Raw genomic sequence first — 17,132 nt, 5'->3', positions numbered from 1 at the left:
ATTTGGAATTATCTAGCACATCATGAAGTTAAGAGCTAGACTGGTAAGTTTGCATCAATCTCAATCAAGGTAACTTTGGCATTTTCAACTACCGTATTTCCCAGCAGCGTGTCCTGCATGGCTTCAAATTTAGACTCTGCTCTCCCAATCCGTTCATAATGTAAAATCACATGATAATGCTTTTGTATTGGTTCTCCAGACTCAGAAAGCTCTACTGCGAGCCAATCTTGGTTTTGACCCGACTCGGCAATTTGACGATATTTACTGGCTAACTTTTCTAATGCAATAGCTATAGCGTGTTCTTTGGTTTGACCACAGCAACGAATTTCATCTGTGGGCTGGTCAAGAGAAGACGATAATTGACAAACATACTGGTCATTATCACCAGCCTGCACGTTAATTGTAATTGTTCCAGTGATTGAAGTCATACCCAGCTTGTCAAAGAACCGATGACCTTTGGATTTTAACAGGAATGTATGGGTCTTAGTAATTTAGGGGGTATTTATAACTCTTGCATAAATATTTTGTGGTACGATTAAGGGCAAAATTCAACATTTCTGCTTTGCTCCTTAACTTCACTCGTTGAAGTATGTACAGATAAATTACATTAAGGAGGCAGTCCCGATAAAACGAGTTTCAAAAGCCTTGGATGAAAGAATGACTGGGGACTGGGGACTGGGGACTGGTTTTTACTCAGCACGGGCTAAACGCCCCGCTATCCATGTACAGCACTCTGCACAGTCAGGAGGCATGAGGAATCCCCATAAATTTGTTTTCTCAAGACGATCACTGATTTTTAATTTGTTTAGATGTAGCTTCCATAAAATCCAGAAAAACTTTTATGAGTTTGTGGATTCCTTCGCTACCTCCTGCGATTAAACCTCCCGTCAGCAATGCATCTAAACAACGGAAGATAACTACTTGTATGGGATTATCTAAATCAATAACTACAAGTGGTTCAATTGAACGAATACCGATTGCACTAATTAAAAGACCGAATAACAGAGATGTCCATAGAGCAATTGTTCGCGTATCAGATTTATAGGCTGTTCTTTGACGCTCTTTTTCATTTATACCATCCATTTGCGGCTTGAATATTTTTAATGAGTCTTGTTGATTTTGTGTAAAATTTTGAATTATTTGCTGTTCTAAACTCATTCCTTCAGGCGGTAGTCCACTGATTTGATTTGATTCCAAAGAAGGAAACTGTTTTTGTTGGACTTCCATAAGTCTTATCTTCTCAGATACTAGAGCCTTTTCTTGCTGAATGTTAATATCTAATTGTTCGACAAATGAACCACGCCAAGTAGTTAGAAAAACTTCTAAAGAGCGTTCTAATAACAAAGAAATAAATAATTGTAAGGTAAGTAGCTGGATAATATCATTAACCCCAAATTGTTTTAAAACAAATGGTTTAGATGATAACCAAGTGGAAAAAGTTACTACTAGAAAACTAATAATAATTAACACAATAAATAGAGGAGATTCTGGAGAAAGCTTTCGCAACGTATCTATACTCCTGTTTCGCGTCACAATATCTAACACAGCCTAGAGGCATGGCAAGCAAAAAAATTGTGCATTAGACGTAGGTTGGGTGGAGCGGAGCGCAACCCAACAGATATCAGGATGTTGGGTTACGCAAAGCCTCCACCCAACCTACAATTTTTTTGCAACTACACCTGCTGAGTAACTTAACAACGTTAATTTGATAGAACAGTAAATAATTTATTACCCAACTCTTTTTTCTAGGAGTGTGATGGCTACGTCACGCACCCCCGCTTTCCTCTCGAAAAGATGCCTTGAGGAAAGGGAGACGACTAGAACAAGCAGCAACTAAAAACCCCTCCAAGCTTGGAGGGGTTAAAGTAATTTTTGCTAATGGGATGGTGATTCGGGGGACAAAGCAGCTTTTCTTTGCCTATGAAACATTTTCTTGTCAAAGCAATGAGATGAGAGTACAGCATTTCATAAATCCGTTACGAACCTCTATAACTCTATACTTAGTTAGCTAAATCACTATTATTATCAAGTGATGTCAGTTGCGATTCGACAGCGTTTAGATAACCTATATCATTCAGAGCTTGTGCTGGTAACTTTTTAGCGTTGACAGCAGCCTTAACCACATCTAGTGCAGTCAGGCTTCCTTTTTGGTATTGAAATAACAAAGCACTACCGCTAGGAATTCCCTGTGCTTTCAAATTACCTTGATAAGCTAGAAATGCAGTATCAAAGGGTTTGAGGTAGCTGACGTTTGTAGAATGAGTGGATAAATTGTTAGAGTTGATAACTATAGGTTCGCCAGCATTGTTAGTAGGTATTTGAGCGCCACCGATTCCAGGCAATAAAGCAATAGAAGCAACAATGAATACAGAATCTAGCAAGGTGGAGAGTTTCATAGGATTATCCTTAGTTATAGTAAAGTGCAATTAGTATTCTTGAGTAATAGAGTCTTATTTTTTATCGGTCTCAACTTCCTGCACTCAGTTCACCTGAACGGTTGATTTGTTCCTCACCCATTCGGGTGATTTAATTGAGATAACTAAAAGCCTGATTATGCGAATAACCGGGCTTTTTTCTAACTACTAGACATCTCCGAAAATGAATGTAGAGACGTAGCACTGCTACGTCTCTACAAGGATTCTGTATAACGCATATTTAATTTCTGGAGATGTCTACTCGATACTTTCGAGAGTTTTAAGAACCTCTGCCGCTGACTGATATCGTTGAGTGAAGTCAAAATGTACCATTCTATTTAAAATCATAACTAACTCGTTTGTCGCGTCAGTTAGTTCGCGCCAATGTTGCCAAATCTGTTGATTGGCATCAGTTCCACATTGGATAATTATTTCACCAGTATTTGTGTCTCTACGAAATTCTCTGGGATCTACTCCAGTTAAAGCTTGTATTCCCATAATTCCCAAGGCATAAATATCGCTATTGAGTTTTGGCAACCCGCTCATTTGTTCAGAAGGTGCATAACTAGGAGTGCCAATTGAAATTGTCTGAGCTTCTTGCTGCTGAGGTTGAATCTGTTTAACAGCACCAAAGTCAATTAAAACAATGTGTTGATCTGATTCTCGCCTAATCAAGTTACTAGGTTTGATATCTCGATGAATTACACCATAGCTGTGAACAAAAACCAGTACGTGTAAAACTTCTTTGAGCATCTCCACAACCTCAGCTTGTTTGAGTCGCTTCCCAGAGGTTAGCTCATTATCCATAGCATGTCCTCGAACAAATTCTTGCACTAGAGAAAATTGGTGATTTTCTTCAAAAAAAGCTAGCAGTTGGGGAATTTGTGGGTGCTTACCTAGAGTTTCTAAAATTTCTGCCTCAGCATCGAATAAGCGTCTGACGACATTTAAATATTCTGCATCTTGGCGGGGAGGTCGCAACTGTTTAACCACGCACTCCGGATTCCCCGGACGCTGGATATCGTTAGCGACATAAGTATTGCTAAATCCTCCAGAACCCAAGCGTTCAGTAATTTGATAACGGTTGTTTAGTAGCGTGCCTAGTGCAATGTCTTGCCCGATGGAATCAGCAATTACCGTTGGTGCTTCATTTGAAGCGTCGCCGCGCTGCCGTAAAAGACCTTGCAATTCCACAATTAATTGTTGGTGTTCTTGAACCCGTTTGGTAATTTCTTTTTGCTCTTGCTTGGTTTGATAAGAACTATAGGCAAGGACACTCCCGGCAGTAAATACTAACCCCAATGCGGGAGGTATGACTGGGAACCATCCAGCTTGGGTAAAAATGACAAAATTAGCTCCAAATAAGACTGCAAGGGCTGTTGCTGCTGCTAATCCTAAGCCTAGTGGATGTTGAATTCGCCATACCAGCAACCCACCAACTACAGTCCATCCCCATATCCAAAGGATTTTACCCCACTCAGGCAAAAACCAAAATAGAGGCTGTTTGTTAAGAACAGCACTGAGAATTTGACTAACGCTATGGGCATGAATTTCAATTCCTGCCATCTTGCCGGAATTATCTGACTTACCACTAGCAAAGGGCGTATTAAAAATATCATTTAAACTATTGGCTGTTGAACCAATCAAAATAATACGGTCTTTTACCAAATCTGGTTTAACTTGATTTGCAAGTACTTCTGTAATAGTTACTTGTTGGGCGACCTGATGACCAGAACGGTAATTAAGCAGGATTTGGTAGCCATTTGTATCCGCTTTTTGATAACCGCCAGCAGTACTTTGCAGGGGTTTAAAGACAGTATTACGTAGTCGTAGTTCCTTTTTGGGAGTAAATTCTAGCTGGATACCTCCGACTTCTAAATATTTGAGTGCTAGTTGTAAGCTAAAAGAATAAGTACTTTGACAAGAATCGGACTTCTCTGCACTTACTAATAATAGGTTGCGGCGAATTGTCGCGTCAGTATCTTCTACAACATCATTAAATCCGACTCGCTCCGCTTCCACGCCCTTTGGTGGTGCGATTCCCGGATTGTTAGAACCAGAATGTTTACAAATAGGAATGATGATATCACTCTGTTGTAGGCGTTGTAGTAGTTTTTCATGACCTGGCTGTACTGGTAAGTCACGAAAAATATCTAGACCAATGGCTCGCGGTTGATATTCTTCAAGTTTGCCTAACAGCCGGTCTAGAAGTTCACTAGATAGGGGCCAGTTCCATTTTTGGATATCTTTTTCAGTTAAAGCAACAATCAACAGACGAGAGTCTGGCCCGGGGTCGGCACGTAATTGCATCATTTGGTCGTAGACTTTCATTTCCAGAGGCTCGAAAACCCCCAGTTTTTGAATGCCTACTAGTAAAATTGTAGCGATCGCACTTGAAAGAATAACTGGCTGTCTCAATAAACTTTTAAAATTTACAACCATTTTTTTAAATAAGTTTTACTTTAAAATATACGTATATTTTGAGATTAATTTTCATTATTGAAATTATTCTATGCAATTTGCAACTTTTCAAAAACTATAGTAATTATATTTTACTTACAAACACCAAAATGCTCAGATCCCCGACTTCTTTAAGAAGTCGGGGATCTTTGTGTTCATAACTTATTTAGAATTGCTATATGTGTTTAAGATAATGCACGATCGCTTCTGCTGTTGGCAAATTAGTTGCCAGTAGAACTTGATTAATATTGCATAATCTCAGCAGTGCTTCTTCATTTGCTTGACCAGGTTGGGGTTGCAGCAAATCTCTCAGGAAAATAACTGCTAAAATTTCTCCTGCTCCAACCAATGAAGCAATTGTTTGATATCCTCCAGAAGTTGGTGCGGGGGTTTGTTGACTAATAGTTATTCCTGCCTGTTGATGTAAGACTTCGCTAACAGATGGCCATGTAATTATAAAGCTCTGTGAGAAAAATTCTTGATGCTGAGAAACAAATTCAGCAAGTTCTGATTTCTTGCTTTCATGAGCGATGAGTACTATATTTCTTTCAATGATTGTTTGAGGAGGCTCACTTACATTTGCTTCTTCTAGAGTTTCTTCTGGGGTTTCATCAGGTTGAGTCACTTCTATTTCAGAAATTTCTTCAATAGTTTGATTGATATTTTCAGTGACTCCACTTTCTCTTGTTTCCAAAGATTGAATATCAGCAAATTCAGATACTTCACTTACTTGTGCAGAAACATCATCAACATCTACACTGACTTCTTCAGTATTTGTATTAGTCAAATCAATATATTGATTGCTAAAAACTGCCGCGATGTTATCATCAGATGCGGTTGATACTTCAGAAACTTCGCTGATTGTTTCATCGACAGCCGGACTAGGTTCTACTTCATCAACATCTGCGCTATCTGCTGTTGTAATTGGCGTATCTAAATCTACTGCTTCATCAGTGATATGTGTAACTTGGCTCAATGTTTCTTGCGGCTCAATGTCCGTGTCTTCAGCAACATCTGTACTTTCTACGACTGGCGTATCCAAATCTGCTATTTCATCATGAGTAGCCTCTGGAACGGCGCTCTCCTCTTCAGATATTTGATGAAAAATATCACGCGGCTGTACGAAGGTGACTTCTGCTTCCAGTACTGCTTCTAACTCTGCGTACTCATCGCTGCTAGCTTCTGGAACGGCCCTCTGTGGAGGAACTTCGTTGAAAATATCACGCGGCTGTACGAAGGTGACTTCTGCTTCTAGTGCTGCTTCTAACTCTGCATACTCATCGCTGCTAGCTTCTGGAATCGGACTTGTATCACGTCGCTGTACGAAAGTAGATTCTGTGGCCAGTGCTGCTTCAAAGTCTACAGCCTCATCGTGGTTAGCTTCTGAAAAGACAATTTCCTCTTCAGGAGTTTCAATGATGTTTTCAGGTGCAGCGATCGCATCATCAGCTAAAGTAGAAGAAACTTCTGAAGCTTCACTGAACTCTGGAAGTTCTACTTCTTCAACATCTGCGCTGGCTTCTGGTGCAACTAATGTTCGCAAATCCACAATTTCATCACGAACATCGTATGAAACTTCGCTGATTGCTTCTGGTGGCTGAATGATGTTTTCAGGGGCGACTATCTCAATAACCGGGATGACATCATCACTTTGAGTAGAAACAACTGCTGAGATTTCGCTAATTTCCGGGGAAGGAGGATTAATTTCAGGGGTTTCGACTTCTTTGACTACCTCTGGGGGTGGATTAACAACATTGGCAGTGCTGACATTTTCAGGCGATCGCGGCCGAGAAAACAGTGAAGGGTCTATAATTCTAAAGACTGTCTCTGGTTGCTCATAGGCGGGAGCAACTGCTTCCAAAATCAAAACGTAATCTGCAATCCGAATCACATCTCCATCACTCAAAGAATATGGTCGATCTTTTTCAGCTTGTTTTCCATTAAATATTGAGCCATTTCTACTACCAAGGTCAGAGAAGTAGTAATTTCCACCTTTAACAAAAAACTTAGCATGTACCCGACTGATATCAGGGCTGTCTAGGAGTAAATCAGAATCAGGAGAACGACCTATTAGCCATTCTCCTCTCGTTGTCGTTTCGATGGTAAGGTCAACTTCATTGACTTCACTTAGATTTGGTGAGTAGCTAACTTTTACTTTCATATTAATTTTTGGTTAATTTTATTGATTTCTGCCACCCAGCGCTGACGGGTAGTATGTTCTAAATTTAAAATATCATCTTGTGACCAGTGAAAATGATAAGCAATAAAAGCTACCTCCTCATATAAAGTATCAGAGGGGTAGCTTACGACTCCCCCGCTAGTTCTAGCTCCACTGAAAATTGAGTATTGCAGTGGGGACATTGTGTCGAAATATGTACATTACCTTGCTGATTGATTCGATTATAAAATTCTCGGAGATAGGCAATGTCATGTAAAAGAAGTTCTTCGAGTAAATCAGGACTAACAGAGTTGAAACTGCCCAAGCGAGTAATAACCCGTGCAAGCATCACCAAAACGCCATAAGCTGGATTTTCCTGAACTTTGCGCTCTTGTTGCACCAAAATTTCATCTTTGGCGGTGGCTAAACGCATCACCCCATGACGATGTACTCGGTGTTCACTATCACTCAATCCTCTAGGAAGAGTGAAGGCAAATTCTGTACAGAGAGTATCTTTCTTACGGCGCATAAGTCTTTTGGGGACTGGGGAAGGTGGGGCCCCCTCTGGGGATAAGGGGTAATGGGGATTGGGGAAGGTGGGGCCCCACCTTCCCCAATCCCCAACTTAATTATGAAGAAGTGCTTCGGGAGAATTTACTGTATCTTCTGGTATGGAAGTTTCGCTCTCCAATCCATTGATTCGACGGTAAAAATCTTGGAGATAATTTAAATCTTGGGAAAAAAAGTTTTCCACGATTGCAGGGGTCACTTCTGATAAAGCACCCAAGTGGGTAATCACTCGCGCCAAGATAATAATCGTGGCATAAACGGGATTAGCTTTAACGCGTGGGTCACGCAAGGGTGCAATCTCGTCTATCGCCGTTGACAACCGCATTACACCTTTGCGGTGGAGGTTGCCTTCAGAGTCTAGATACCCCTTTGGCAGTATAAATTCAAACTCTGTGGGAAACATAATCCTCCTAATTACTTCACGCGTTTAAATTCCTCAAACGCAACCTCCACTTCCTCAATTTCGATGTCATGGCTGCGGGCGTTAACATCGGCAATCTTGTAACTTGCAGGCCAAGCACCGGCTAATTCAAATCTAGCGACTTCTTCATTTGCCTGATTATAAATAGACAAAGCAACAAGTCTACGTTGCTCAGACCAATTACCCTTTTCGACTTTTTCAAACCACTTCCAAAAATCCATAGAGTTGGTAGTACCTCTACGCAAAGTGAGATTACCACTCTTGGAATTGCTAGGAAGCTTAGTCCTCACCACCTGACCTTTTGACTGCCCTTTTTTACCCCAGGTTTGAGAAGTAACTTCACAAATTTCAATTACCTCTTGGGTTCTTTTGAAGCCTTGACACTCCAAAAAGAAACAATTGGCATCCTTTTGACCTTCTAGTGTCAGTTCTAAATAGAACCGATGGGCTGTTAGAACTTCTGGAATTTGGCTTGCGGATTGTACCACTGTTAATTACTACAAATGCTAATTATTTAATTCGTTTAATTCCTTCGTGAACCAATTCAACAGTCTCATTTGCCATATCGCCACCAGAAGCAGTTAAGGTAGGCCCAGTGTACTTACAGGGATAGCAATTGACGATGTTCCAGCGTGCTTTTTCAGAGCCTTGTTGGTCGTAAGCAACCACTGAACCAGTCTTACGATTCTGTGCCCACTTCCGAGGATCACCCATGTCTTCGTTACAATCTTGATACCATTTATAAAGGTCTATATCATCAGTAGCGATGACTTTGACTGTGATGTTAGTAAATTTAACAACAGTCGGTGTAGCTTGACGCATTATTTTTGCGCCCTTAGATGAGCCGTGGACTTCTTGTGCTGGCGTATTCTCAACGCCTAGACCGCTAATTTCTTTGATGAATTTATCAGTAATTCCATCAGCCTCAAAGTAAAATTTACAAGAGGTTAAAAATTCGCCTGCCATACTTTTAGACTCCTTTTTGTGTGTAATTAATTTGGGAATGGGGAGTGGGGAATGGGGAATGGGGAATGGGGAATGGGGATTGAGAACTGAGTGAAGAGGAGAAGTCTTTCCCCCTACTCCCTACTCCCCACTCCCTACGCTTCGTTCTATTCGCTATCTTCAATACCATTCCATTGGCTGATGCGGAAAACAACAAACTCAGCCGGTCTGACTGGGCAAACACCGACTTCGATGTACAAACGTCCTAAAATTCTGGTTTCTGGTGGGTTCAATTCTTCATCACACTTCACATAGAATGCTTGGGCTGGAGATGCACCAAACAAAGCACCTTCACGCCAGATGCGTTCTAAGAAATTACTGACGGTGCGGGTGACACGTGCCCATAAATCTTGGTCGTTCGGTTCAAAAACTACCCACTGAGTCCCTAATTCTAGGGATTTTTCGATATAGCTAATTAGTCTACGCACACTGATGTAACGCCACTCTGTTTTATCTGGCTCAACTAAAGTGCGTGCCCCCCAAATGCGGATACCTCGGTTGGGGAAGTTGCGAATACAATTTATTCCCAGTGGATTTAATAGTTCTTGTTCGCGGAAGTTGGTGTCATAGCCCAAACCAATTACGCCTCTGGGAACTTCATTTGCAGGGGCTTTGTAAACTCCTCTGGTTTCGTCGGTGCGGGCCCAAACGCCCATCACATGACCGCAAGGAGGTACTAAAATTGGATTACCGCGATCGCGTGGATTCGGTACTTTAATCCAAGGATAATAAAGGGCCGCAAACATCGAACGACGGTTAAATCTATTCAACCATTCCACCACTTGCTGGGGTTTGACGGCATCCGGTGGCGCATCAAGTACAACCATCCGGTTGGGCGGATTGGGAATGTCGCCACTGGCAGAACCCTCGCACATACTAATCATCAGTTCGATAATGCCGTGGACTTGATCTAAATTAAGTACCTGCTCTTGATAAGCCCGCATCACATCAGGACAGGCTAGCATTGTGATTTCATCAACTTCAAAGATACCGCGTACCCCAGTGCGATCGTCTCGAACGCCTTCTAAATTTTGCGAAAATCTATCGGGTGTGGCGGCGACAATGGGCGGTGCTAGTTCATATTGACCATTAACGGGGCGACGAGCTAAAGGCTGTCCACTTTGAGTGATGTCTTCTACAGTGACATACATGGAATTTCTCAATGCCGCTAGCGCATAAGTTGCTGTTTGACCAGCAGGCTCGCGGTTCATTGTCAAGTTATCGTATTGCTCTAAAAGTTCATCTCCCCGACGAATTTGGATGGTGAAATATTCGCCTGTATTTGGAGGCGCTTCTCCTTCAGTACCTTCGGGTAAGGCGCGGGGCGAACCATCAATAATTACAAGATTTACTAATCCGCCTGATGCTTGCTCAGGGCGCAAAGTAAAGCGGAGGGCTGGACGATTACCTCTAGAGTTGATTCTGAGGGTAGCCGGTTCTGGAGTTGCCGGTCTGGGTGCGCCTGGTAACTGAGTCCCGATGCTGGTTATCCAGCATCGGCCGCCACCATTCATAAAGTAACCGTAGACTGAAAAGGGTAAATAGGCGTTGAAGTCGGTGAAGCCGTCAGAGTTAGGACGCGCAAAGTAGTTTAAAAATTGCGTCCAAGTGGTTACTAGCATGGGCTTGTATAACTCAGCCCCACCGCGAACGTCTTCAGTAAAGCCAACAAATCCGGCAACTGCCGTGCTAACACCTTCAATTGGTCGGCTACCCCGGTCAATTTCTTCAATATAGACACCGGGAGCAAAGTAATCAAGTCTAGCCATGAAAGTCTCTCCAAGTCAGTAAAAATCTAATTATTCAGGAGTTAGAAATATTTCTTTGAAAGTATGACTTTGGTTATCTACCAAGGCATTGACGTTTTGGGGTAAATAGCCAGGATGATTCAGAGTCAAAACATAATTACCTAAATGAAGGTCTTCAAAGAAGAACAACCCTTCTTTAGTGGTTAATATGGATTTTTCAGTTCCCCTCACAGCTACTTCTGTCGCTACCAACGGTAAATTTGTCACCGCACTTTTGACAATACCCGCGATCGCAACTCGCCTCGTTAATACTAGACTGTCACTATCGCGAGATAATTGATTTCGCAAATTGAAAATTCGCTCCCAAACCAAAGGCACTGGAGTAGGTTGTGGCTCGAAGGGTATTGTAACTGTCAAATATAAGGCTGAACGCAATGGCACATTGAGAGCGCTCCACAAAGAGCCAATCTCAATTGGCGGCTCTAGGGCAACTGTCATGTTCAAATTACCATAGCCCCGTAATTCAGGAACCAAAAACTCCTCTTCCAAGGTGCGATGGCGCAACAGCACAGTCAAAGCCTCACTAATAAAGTGATGCTCACCTAAAGCTGTTCTATCCCAGGCTGTTAATAGCAGCGAAACATCAAACCAAGCGGGTGCCCAATTTACAGTAGCAGGTTGTAGAGCGCGTGTTAGCTTGCGTTCAACTTGCCTGCCAGAATGTTGTACCTGCTTACTCTCACGTATATCAAAAATGTATAAATTGAGAGTCGGGCCTGCTCCCTCTTCCCTGCGATTACCAGGATGGCTAAAGTCAATTTGCTCTGTACTGGTAAGCGAGGTTCCTCCAGCTAGAATTTCGGCTAAAGTTTGAAGAACGAAGATAAGCATGAAGGTATTCTGCTGGTAGCTAATCCAGATGCCTATAGAGTATATGTATCAGTCTTCTAAAGTTAATTAGACTTTTGTCGATATTTTTCGATGGGGCATTGGGCATTGGGCATTGGGGAAAGAATTCTTATAACTCCTAACTCCAAACTCCAAACTCCAAACTCCAAACTCCTAACTCCAAACTCCTAACTCCAAACTCCAAACTCCAAACTCCAAACTTCAAACTCCTAACTCCAAACTCCAAACTCCTAACTCCAAACTCCTAACTCCAAACTCCAAACTCCAAACTCCAAACTCCAAACTCCAAACTCCTAACTCCTAACTCCTAACTCCTAACTCCTAACTCCTAACTCCTAACTCCTAACTCCCCATCTTCTCAAAATGATGATTGAGAGGACTGGAGAATATTAGCTTTTCAAGAATCCGAAAAGTAGCAACTTCAGTTTGTAGATTAGTCTTGAGGAGTTCTTGATTGGACGCATAACATTTTTTCTTGTGGAGTAGACCGAAAAGCCTGCCCTAGAGCGCCAGTCCAATTTTCATAGATGAATAAGTTCGTAGTCAGGACTTTAGTCTTTGGTTTGAGTGCTTCAGCGCTCTCTACGAACAGATTCATCCAAGCATTGTAAACAATAGTTAGTATATCCCTATATATACTTAGTAGAATTAAATGCGGTTTTGAATGTAAACTTAATAATTCTTTGTATTAATTAGTTACAAAGATAACTTAACAAAAAAATAAACATTCCTGAGACTGCATAATTTTATACTGGTCAGCAGAATAGTAAAAACATTTGGTTGCAAAAAGCGAGTGAAGCTATGACACTAGGCTTTTCTGTACAAAAACTAGACAATAGCTCTAATTATTTGAATTCCTCAGATATTCAGAGTTTTTGTCAGCTTGAGTCTGAGCAATTAACTAGTCAATATCCAATTTTTTTCGCTCGGATTGTCTATCACGATTCATTCTTGAGAGCTAATCAGGAGGTTATAAATTATGGTCAAGACCAAGCTCCTTTTCCTCCAAAAACTTTAGCTTACTTGCGTTCAGAAGCATGGCTTACAGACTTCCCCACCACTTTTACTTTACATAAATTTACACTGAAGAATTTTTCATTCATTTCTTATATTTGTCCTATATCCTATAGAAATCAAAAGCCTGAATACATTCAAATCATTACTCATGAACCTCTATCCTCAAGTTTACAACTATACGTAAAACGCTCGGCTACACTCCTAAGCAAGTATGTAGATATTTACTTGGACTATGGAAGACAAAAAATTGAAATTCAACTTTTAGAAGATATCCTGCATCGAGTAGGGCATCAATTGCGTAACTCTCTAGGACTCATCGGATTATATGCACATAATCTATGCTTGGGTTTGGAGGATAGCCCTTGGCAAGAGCAAGCAACCATAATTGGCGAAAGCATACAAGATTTAGATACTAATTTAAATGAACTGATTGATTGTGGTCAAAGTGCAAAATTAAGGGTATCACTTCAAGATTTAAAAAGTTTGGTAGTTGAAAGTATCACAAATTTACAACCGCTAATTAATCAAAAAAAACTTAAAATATCAATTCCCGATACATCAACAACACTGAAGATAGATAGATTACAAATGAAACAAGTTTTTGATAATATTCTCAGTAATGCCGTTCATTTCAGCCCTAATTCAGGAACTATTAGCTGTAGTTGGCAAATTTTTCAAGATGAAGTATTAATTAAAATTTCCGACCAAGGCCCAGGATTGTCTCAAGAAGATTTACAAAAAGTATTTACCCCATTTTATTCTCGGCGGAAAGGAGGCACAGGACTAGGTTTAACTATTGCTAAAAAAATTATTCTGGATCATCAAGGAAGTATCTGGGCACAAGTTTTGTCAGAAAATGGGGCGCAGTTTTCTATGATTTTACCTCGACCAAGGAATGGATAAATAATTCGTAATTCGTAATTCGTAATTAAAGATATGACTAATGATAAGAAAAAACTTTCAGTTTTGCTGGTAGATGACGAAGAACGATTTCGTCAAGGGTTGCGTACTCTTCTGAATTTTTATAGTATTAATTCTGCGTTACCTGTAGAAGTGATGGGTGATGCTGATTCTGTCGATCAGGTTTTAAAGTTTACAACCCAGAAGTGTCCAGATTTAATTTTGCTGGATATGCAATTGAAAGGATGTGATGGAATTACAGTTTTGGCACGTCTTAAGGAAACTGCTTACACTGGCAAAGTTTTAGTATTGTCGGCTCATCAAGAAGATGACTGGATTTTTAGAGCGATGCAGGCGGGAGCCGCAGGTTATGTGTTTAAAAATCGTTTAGCAACCCAATTATGTGAAGCTATTGACACTGTAACTCGGTCGGAAATTTATCTACCTTCAGAAGTTGCTAGTCGATTTTTCCGATTTTTTCAGGCTTACTCAGATTCTTGTGTCAAAGCCTGTCATGAAGTGCATTTAACCGAAAGAGAGCAAGAAGTTTTATACTGGTTAACTCAAGGTGCTTCTAATGAAGAAATCGCTAAACATTTATATGTAACAGTTGCTACTGTTAAAGCGCATCTCACCAGTATTTTTGAAAAATTGAAGGTTACTAGTCGGACTCAAGCGATTGTGGCTGCCCTCAAGTTAGGATTAGTTCACGCTTGAGCGCGATGGAAGTAATCGGCGCAATTCACGAAACTCTTTGTATATGCCTTCATTTGAATCTTTTTATCAAGAATACCCCTGCTCGTACAATTCTCCCTTAAATTGCGATCGCCCTTTCCAAACGGCACAGCAAATCAAGGGCGCTAAGTTTTGCTTGGAATGTGGTTTTCCAGCAACTTTACCGCAGGAGGCTGAGATTAAAGGAAGTCAGGGGACTTATCAAATAGCTAGTTTTGTGGGTGTACGGGGTTTAGGCCGCTTATACTCAGGTGTTCAACTCAAGGACAAACAACCTGTCATCATCAAAGAATACCTGCTACCCAATCGTTCTTTTAATGAAAGCGAGACTCAAAAGCGGAAAGAGACTTTCAAACGGGTGGGTGGGGTAAGTTTAGCCGATAGTCGAATTCAAAATTTCCGTCTTGTAGAAACTAAAGAAGCGATCGCAGATGAAAAAGGAGAACGCTGCTATCTTATTACTCAAGGGATAGAATCATCCCAAACTTTAGGTAAGTATCTCATAGAAAAGGGAGCAATGACACCTCCCGATGTGCGTGAAGTGCTTAATCAAGGTTTACAAACTCTCCAGTTTCTCCACACCCAAAAGCTGCGTTTCCCCTCCAATCAAACACAACTGGGTATAACTCACGGAAATATCAATTTAGATAGTACCTTAATTAAGGTAGAAAACAATCAAAAGTTTTCTATATATTTTTGTGATTTAGCTATCTGGGAAAATTTATTTATTCCACCAATTATTCCTCAACCCGCTCCCGTCAGACCTGAGCAAGATTTAGAATCATTAGGGTTACTAGCCTTTTATTTATGGGTGGGGCGGACAACTAATTTGTTATCTAACCAGCCTCTCAACCCTAGAGATAATCAACAATGGCCAGATACCGATAGTCATTTAAAGCAGTTTATTTATCGTTTAATTGGTCTGGAAACTCCTTTCGAGAATGCGGAAGCGGCTCGTCAAGCACTGCTAAAACTTCCTAAAGAAGATCGTGGCAAAAATTCAGTAGGTTCGTCGCCAGCTTCTCAAAAAATAGAAAAACCTTTGCCAATGCCCTTAATTCTGCTAGGCATTCTCGCTTTATTACTACTTGGCGGCGGAATTTGGTATTGGCTTTGGGGCAAGAAAACAGATAGTCCTAATCAATATATAGAATGGTCTAGACTTGTGCGGAATTTCTCAGAAGTTCCCAACGTTCCTTCGGGACAATTTACTTACACAGGAGAAAAAGACAGTACATGGAGTTATGTTTTAACGCAATCTGTAGACAACACTCGTTTAGGAGATTTATTGACTAAACCAAAGTCAGATGCAACAGCAACATTTGATTATAAATCTGTTTTATCCTCTAATATAAATAATTCGGTTAAAAGTATCGAAGAAGTCCAAACAAACAAAAAAGATTTTGCAATTACTAGTTTGGTAGACAACATCACAGATAAACTTGCTAAAAAACAAGTTGCCGATGATGGTTTACTTGTGTTCGTAGCATTTAATAAAAGAGATTCAAATCTTGCTAATGCTCTTGGGGGACAAATCAATATTGAACAATTGCGTCAAATTTACACAGGCAAAATTACTAATTGGCAGCAGATTAATGCCAAACTTCCAAATCTACCTGTGAAAGCTTTTGCCCCAACTGAACCGGAAGCAATCAGTAAATTTCAAGAAATAGTTCTGAAAAATGCCCCTCAAGATGAAGCTTTATTTGCAGCAAAAGTTACTAAACTTGATACCACAAAAACCCAAAATCTGATCCGCAGTGAGACTTTAGAGGGTCGAACCACTGGTATTATTAGTTTTGGGATTATCAGTAAAACTTCTACTCAATGTACAGGCTATCCGCTAGCGATCGCAGATAGCAAAAAGTCAGCTATTCAACCTTTGTTTCAAAGACGGGATCGCCGCTCAATAAATCCTTCAGATGACTTATGTCAGCATGATGATTATTATGTTGATGTCACAACTTTCCAAAGCTACCCCCTGGGATACCCTATTTTTGTAGTGTACCCTAAAGACAGCAACCGCCTGCCCGGTGGTTCTACATTTGCCCAGATGCTAACTACTCGTCAGGGTCAGTGTTTACTTAGTAAAGTAGGTCTTGTAGCCTTACAACCCATGCCTGATGATATAAATTCCTATGCCTGCAAATCGGTGCCCTAATCCCAGTTGCGAATATTTTAACCGCGCCCTGCCCAACAATGCTAAGGTTTGTCCCTGGTGTTCCACCCCTGTGGGTAATGTAGTTTCCCCTACACCACAACCGCCGATTCAACCACAGCCCAATCAACAACAACCCAGTCAACAACCGCCTAGTCAGTATCAGCGGCCAGCAACAGAGCAACCTAATTACCAAGCTCCCCAACAAACCCCCGTTGATTATTCAACAGTCTATCAGCCACGGGTGTCTTATCCACCAACACCGCCTGTTTATACCCCTCCACCTCAAAGAGCGCCTGTCTTAAAGCTAGTTCATAGCACAGGAAGAGAATTTAACCTTGTTGGAGAAGGAGGTTATATTGGTCGTCGTAGTCAGAGTCCAGGAATAGCGCCGCCAGAAATTGACTTGACCGGCATTCCCAGTGAAGGAATAGTCTCTCGTCGTCATGCACGAGTCGATTGGGACTGGTCGCAAAACTCATACATGATTGTTGACATGAGTACAAATGGCATTTATTTAAACAACAATCCTCTAACACCTGGGATGCAATATCGCCTGTTGAACGGTGACTCAGTGCGATTTGGTCAGGATAACCTAGTCAACTTCACCGTATATACTGTGTAGCAAAAACCTTAT

16 protein-coding genes are annotated in these 17,132 nt (G+C 41.0%); 4 read left to right on the top strand and 12 right to left on the bottom strand.

Annotation, left to right across the window (positions count from 1 at the left end; all coding sequences use genetic code 11):
* Window positions 1-35 precede the first annotated feature (35 nt).
* The 12 genes from V7K67_RS27650 to V7K67_RS27595 form a co-directional block, all read right to left on the bottom strand.
* Complete coding sequence (locus V7K67_RS27650; RefSeq protein ID WP_334707272.1) at window positions 36-428, bottom strand: hypothetical protein; 393 nt, start codon at window positions 426-428, stop codon at window positions 36-38.
* 358 nt (window positions 429-786) lie between these two features.
* A complete protein-coding gene (locus V7K67_RS27645) occupies window positions 787-1,506 on the bottom strand; it encodes a hypothetical protein (protein WP_334730807.1) in 720 nt (239 codons plus the stop codon).
* Between the two features lie 494 nt (window positions 1,507-2,000).
* A complete protein-coding gene (locus tag V7K67_RS27640; protein WP_335169286.1) occupies window positions 2,001-2,396 on the bottom strand; it encodes a hypothetical protein in 396 nt (131 codons plus the stop codon).
* A 276-nt stretch (window positions 2,397-2,672) separates the two neighbouring features.
* Window positions 2,673-4,856: a CHASE2 domain-containing serine/threonine-protein kinase gene (locus V7K67_RS27635; RefSeq protein WP_335169284.1), complete on the bottom strand. Its 2,184-nt coding sequence runs from the start codon at window positions 4,854-4,856 to the stop codon at window positions 2,673-2,675.
* Window positions 4,857-5,049: 193 nt separating this feature from the next.
* The gene (locus tag V7K67_RS27630) at window positions 5,050-7,035 is read right to left on the bottom strand and encodes an FHA domain-containing protein (protein ID WP_335169283.1); all 1,986 of its coding nucleotides are present in this window, start codon (window positions 7,033-7,035) and stop codon (window positions 5,050-5,052) included.
* Window positions 7,032-7,235: a DUF6760 family protein gene (locus V7K67_RS27625; protein ID WP_313931140.1), complete on the bottom strand. Its 204-nt coding sequence runs from the start codon at window positions 7,233-7,235 to the stop codon at window positions 7,032-7,034. Before V7K67_RS27625 ends, V7K67_RS27630 begins: the two co-directional genes overlap by 4 nt.
* Entirely contained in the window at window positions 7,178-7,561 is a 384-nt protein-coding gene (locus V7K67_RS27620; RefSeq protein WP_334730811.1) for a phage tail assembly protein, read from the bottom strand. Before V7K67_RS27620 ends, V7K67_RS27625 begins: the two co-directional genes overlap by 58 nt.
* A gap of 96 nt (window positions 7,562-7,657) precedes the next feature.
* Entirely contained in the window at window positions 7,658-8,005 is a 348-nt protein-coding gene (locus V7K67_RS27615) for a hypothetical protein (protein WP_334710441.1), read from the bottom strand.
* 11 nt (window positions 8,006-8,016) lie between these two features.
* Window positions 8,017-8,511: a phage tail protein gene (locus V7K67_RS27610; RefSeq protein ID WP_334730812.1), complete on the bottom strand. Its 495-nt coding sequence runs from the start codon at window positions 8,509-8,511 to the stop codon at window positions 8,017-8,019.
* A 22-nt stretch (window positions 8,512-8,533) separates the two neighbouring features.
* Complete coding sequence (locus V7K67_RS27605; protein WP_094342404.1) at window positions 8,534-8,989, bottom strand: phage tail protein; 456 nt, start codon at window positions 8,987-8,989, stop codon at window positions 8,534-8,536.
* A 146-nt stretch (window positions 8,990-9,135) separates the two neighbouring features.
* Window positions 9,136-10,797: a phage tail sheath family protein gene (locus tag V7K67_RS27600; protein WP_334710439.1), complete on the bottom strand. Its 1,662-nt coding sequence runs from the start codon at window positions 10,795-10,797 to the stop codon at window positions 9,136-9,138.
* 30 nt (window positions 10,798-10,827) lie between these two features.
* On the bottom strand, window positions 10,828-11,667 hold the full coding sequence (locus V7K67_RS27595) for a Pvc16 family protein (protein ID WP_334694991.1): 840 nt from the start codon (window positions 11,665-11,667) through the stop codon (window positions 10,828-10,830).
* An 819-nt stretch (window positions 11,668-12,486) separates the two neighbouring features.
* Between V7K67_RS27595 and V7K67_RS27590 the strand changes: the two genes are divergently transcribed.
* The 4 genes from V7K67_RS27590 to V7K67_RS27575 are packed head-to-tail and all read left to right on the top strand — an operon-like array spanning window position 12,487 to window position 17,120.
* Entirely contained in the window at window positions 12,487-13,605 is a 1,119-nt protein-coding gene (locus V7K67_RS27590) for a sensor histidine kinase (RefSeq protein ID WP_334730814.1), read from the top strand.
* A gap of 33 nt (window positions 13,606-13,638) precedes the next feature.
* On the top strand, window positions 13,639-14,319 hold the full coding sequence (locus V7K67_RS27585) for a response regulator transcription factor (RefSeq protein ID WP_334710437.1): 681 nt from the start codon (window positions 13,639-13,641) through the stop codon (window positions 14,317-14,319).
* Between the two features lie 43 nt (window positions 14,320-14,362).
* Window positions 14,363-16,498, top strand: a complete 2,136-nt coding sequence (locus tag V7K67_RS27580; RefSeq protein ID WP_335169279.1) for a substrate-binding domain-containing protein — start codon at window positions 14,363-14,365, stop codon at window positions 16,496-16,498.
* Entirely contained in the window at window positions 16,476-17,120 is a 645-nt protein-coding gene (locus tag V7K67_RS27575) for an FHA domain-containing protein (RefSeq protein WP_334730816.1), read from the top strand. Before V7K67_RS27580 ends, V7K67_RS27575 begins: the two co-directional genes overlap by 23 nt.
* Window positions 17,121-17,132 lie beyond the last annotated feature (12 nt).

This window comes from Nostoc sp. (genome assembly GCF_036917155.1).
GTDB lineage: Bacteria > Cyanobacteriota > Cyanobacteriia > Cyanobacteriales > Nostocaceae > Nostoc.
The sequence above is the reverse complement of the archived record's forward strand: the minus strand, read 5'-3'. Positions and strand labels throughout refer to the sequence as shown.

Excerpts from the sequence above, each read along its gene's own strand:
- V7K67_RS27650 (WP_334707272.1), bottom strand. The coding sequence starts at position 428 with ATGACTTCAATCACTGGAACAATTACAATTAACGTGCAGGCTGGTGAT.
- V7K67_RS27640 (WP_335169286.1), bottom strand. The coding sequence starts at position 2,396 with ATGAAACTCTCCACCTTGCTAGATTCTGTATTCATTGTTGCTTCTATT.
- V7K67_RS27635 (WP_335169284.1), bottom strand. The coding sequence starts at position 4,856 with ATGGTTGTAAATTTTAAAAGTTTATTGAGACAGCCAGTTATTCTTTCA.
- V7K67_RS27630 (WP_335169283.1), bottom strand. The coding sequence starts at position 7,035 with ATGAAAGTAAAAGTTAGCTACTCACCAAATCTAAGTGAAGTCAATGAA.
- V7K67_RS27625 (WP_313931140.1), bottom strand. The coding sequence starts at position 7,235 with ATGTCCCCACTGCAATACTCAATTTTCAGTGGAGCTAGAACTAGCGGG.
- V7K67_RS27620 (WP_334730811.1), bottom strand. The coding sequence starts at position 7,561 with ATGCGCCGTAAGAAAGATACTCTCTGTACAGAATTTGCCTTCACTCTT.
- V7K67_RS27615 (WP_334710441.1), bottom strand. The coding sequence starts at position 8,005 with ATGTTTCCCACAGAGTTTGAATTTATACTGCCAAAGGGGTATCTAGAC.
- V7K67_RS27605 (WP_094342404.1), bottom strand. The coding sequence starts at position 8,989 with ATGGCAGGCGAATTTTTAACCTCTTGTAAATTTTACTTTGAGGCTGAT.
- V7K67_RS27600 (WP_334710439.1), bottom strand. The coding sequence starts at position 10,797 with ATGGCTAGACTTGATTACTTTGCTCCCGGTGTCTATATTGAAGAAATT.
- V7K67_RS27595 (WP_334694991.1), bottom strand. The coding sequence starts at position 11,667 with ATGCTTATCTTCGTTCTTCAAACTTTAGCCGAAATTCTAGCTGGAGGA.
- V7K67_RS27590 (WP_334730814.1), top strand. The coding sequence starts at position 12,487 with ATGACACTAGGCTTTTCTGTACAAAAACTAGACAATAGCTCTAATTAT.
- V7K67_RS27585 (WP_334710437.1), top strand. The coding sequence starts at position 13,639 with ATGACTAATGATAAGAAAAAACTTTCAGTTTTGCTGGTAGATGACGAA.
- V7K67_RS27580 (WP_335169279.1), top strand. The coding sequence starts at position 14,363 with ATGCCTTCATTTGAATCTTTTTATCAAGAATACCCCTGCTCGTACAAT.
- V7K67_RS27575 (WP_334730816.1), top strand. The coding sequence starts at position 16,476 with ATGCCTGCAAATCGGTGCCCTAATCCCAGTTGCGAATATTTTAACCGC.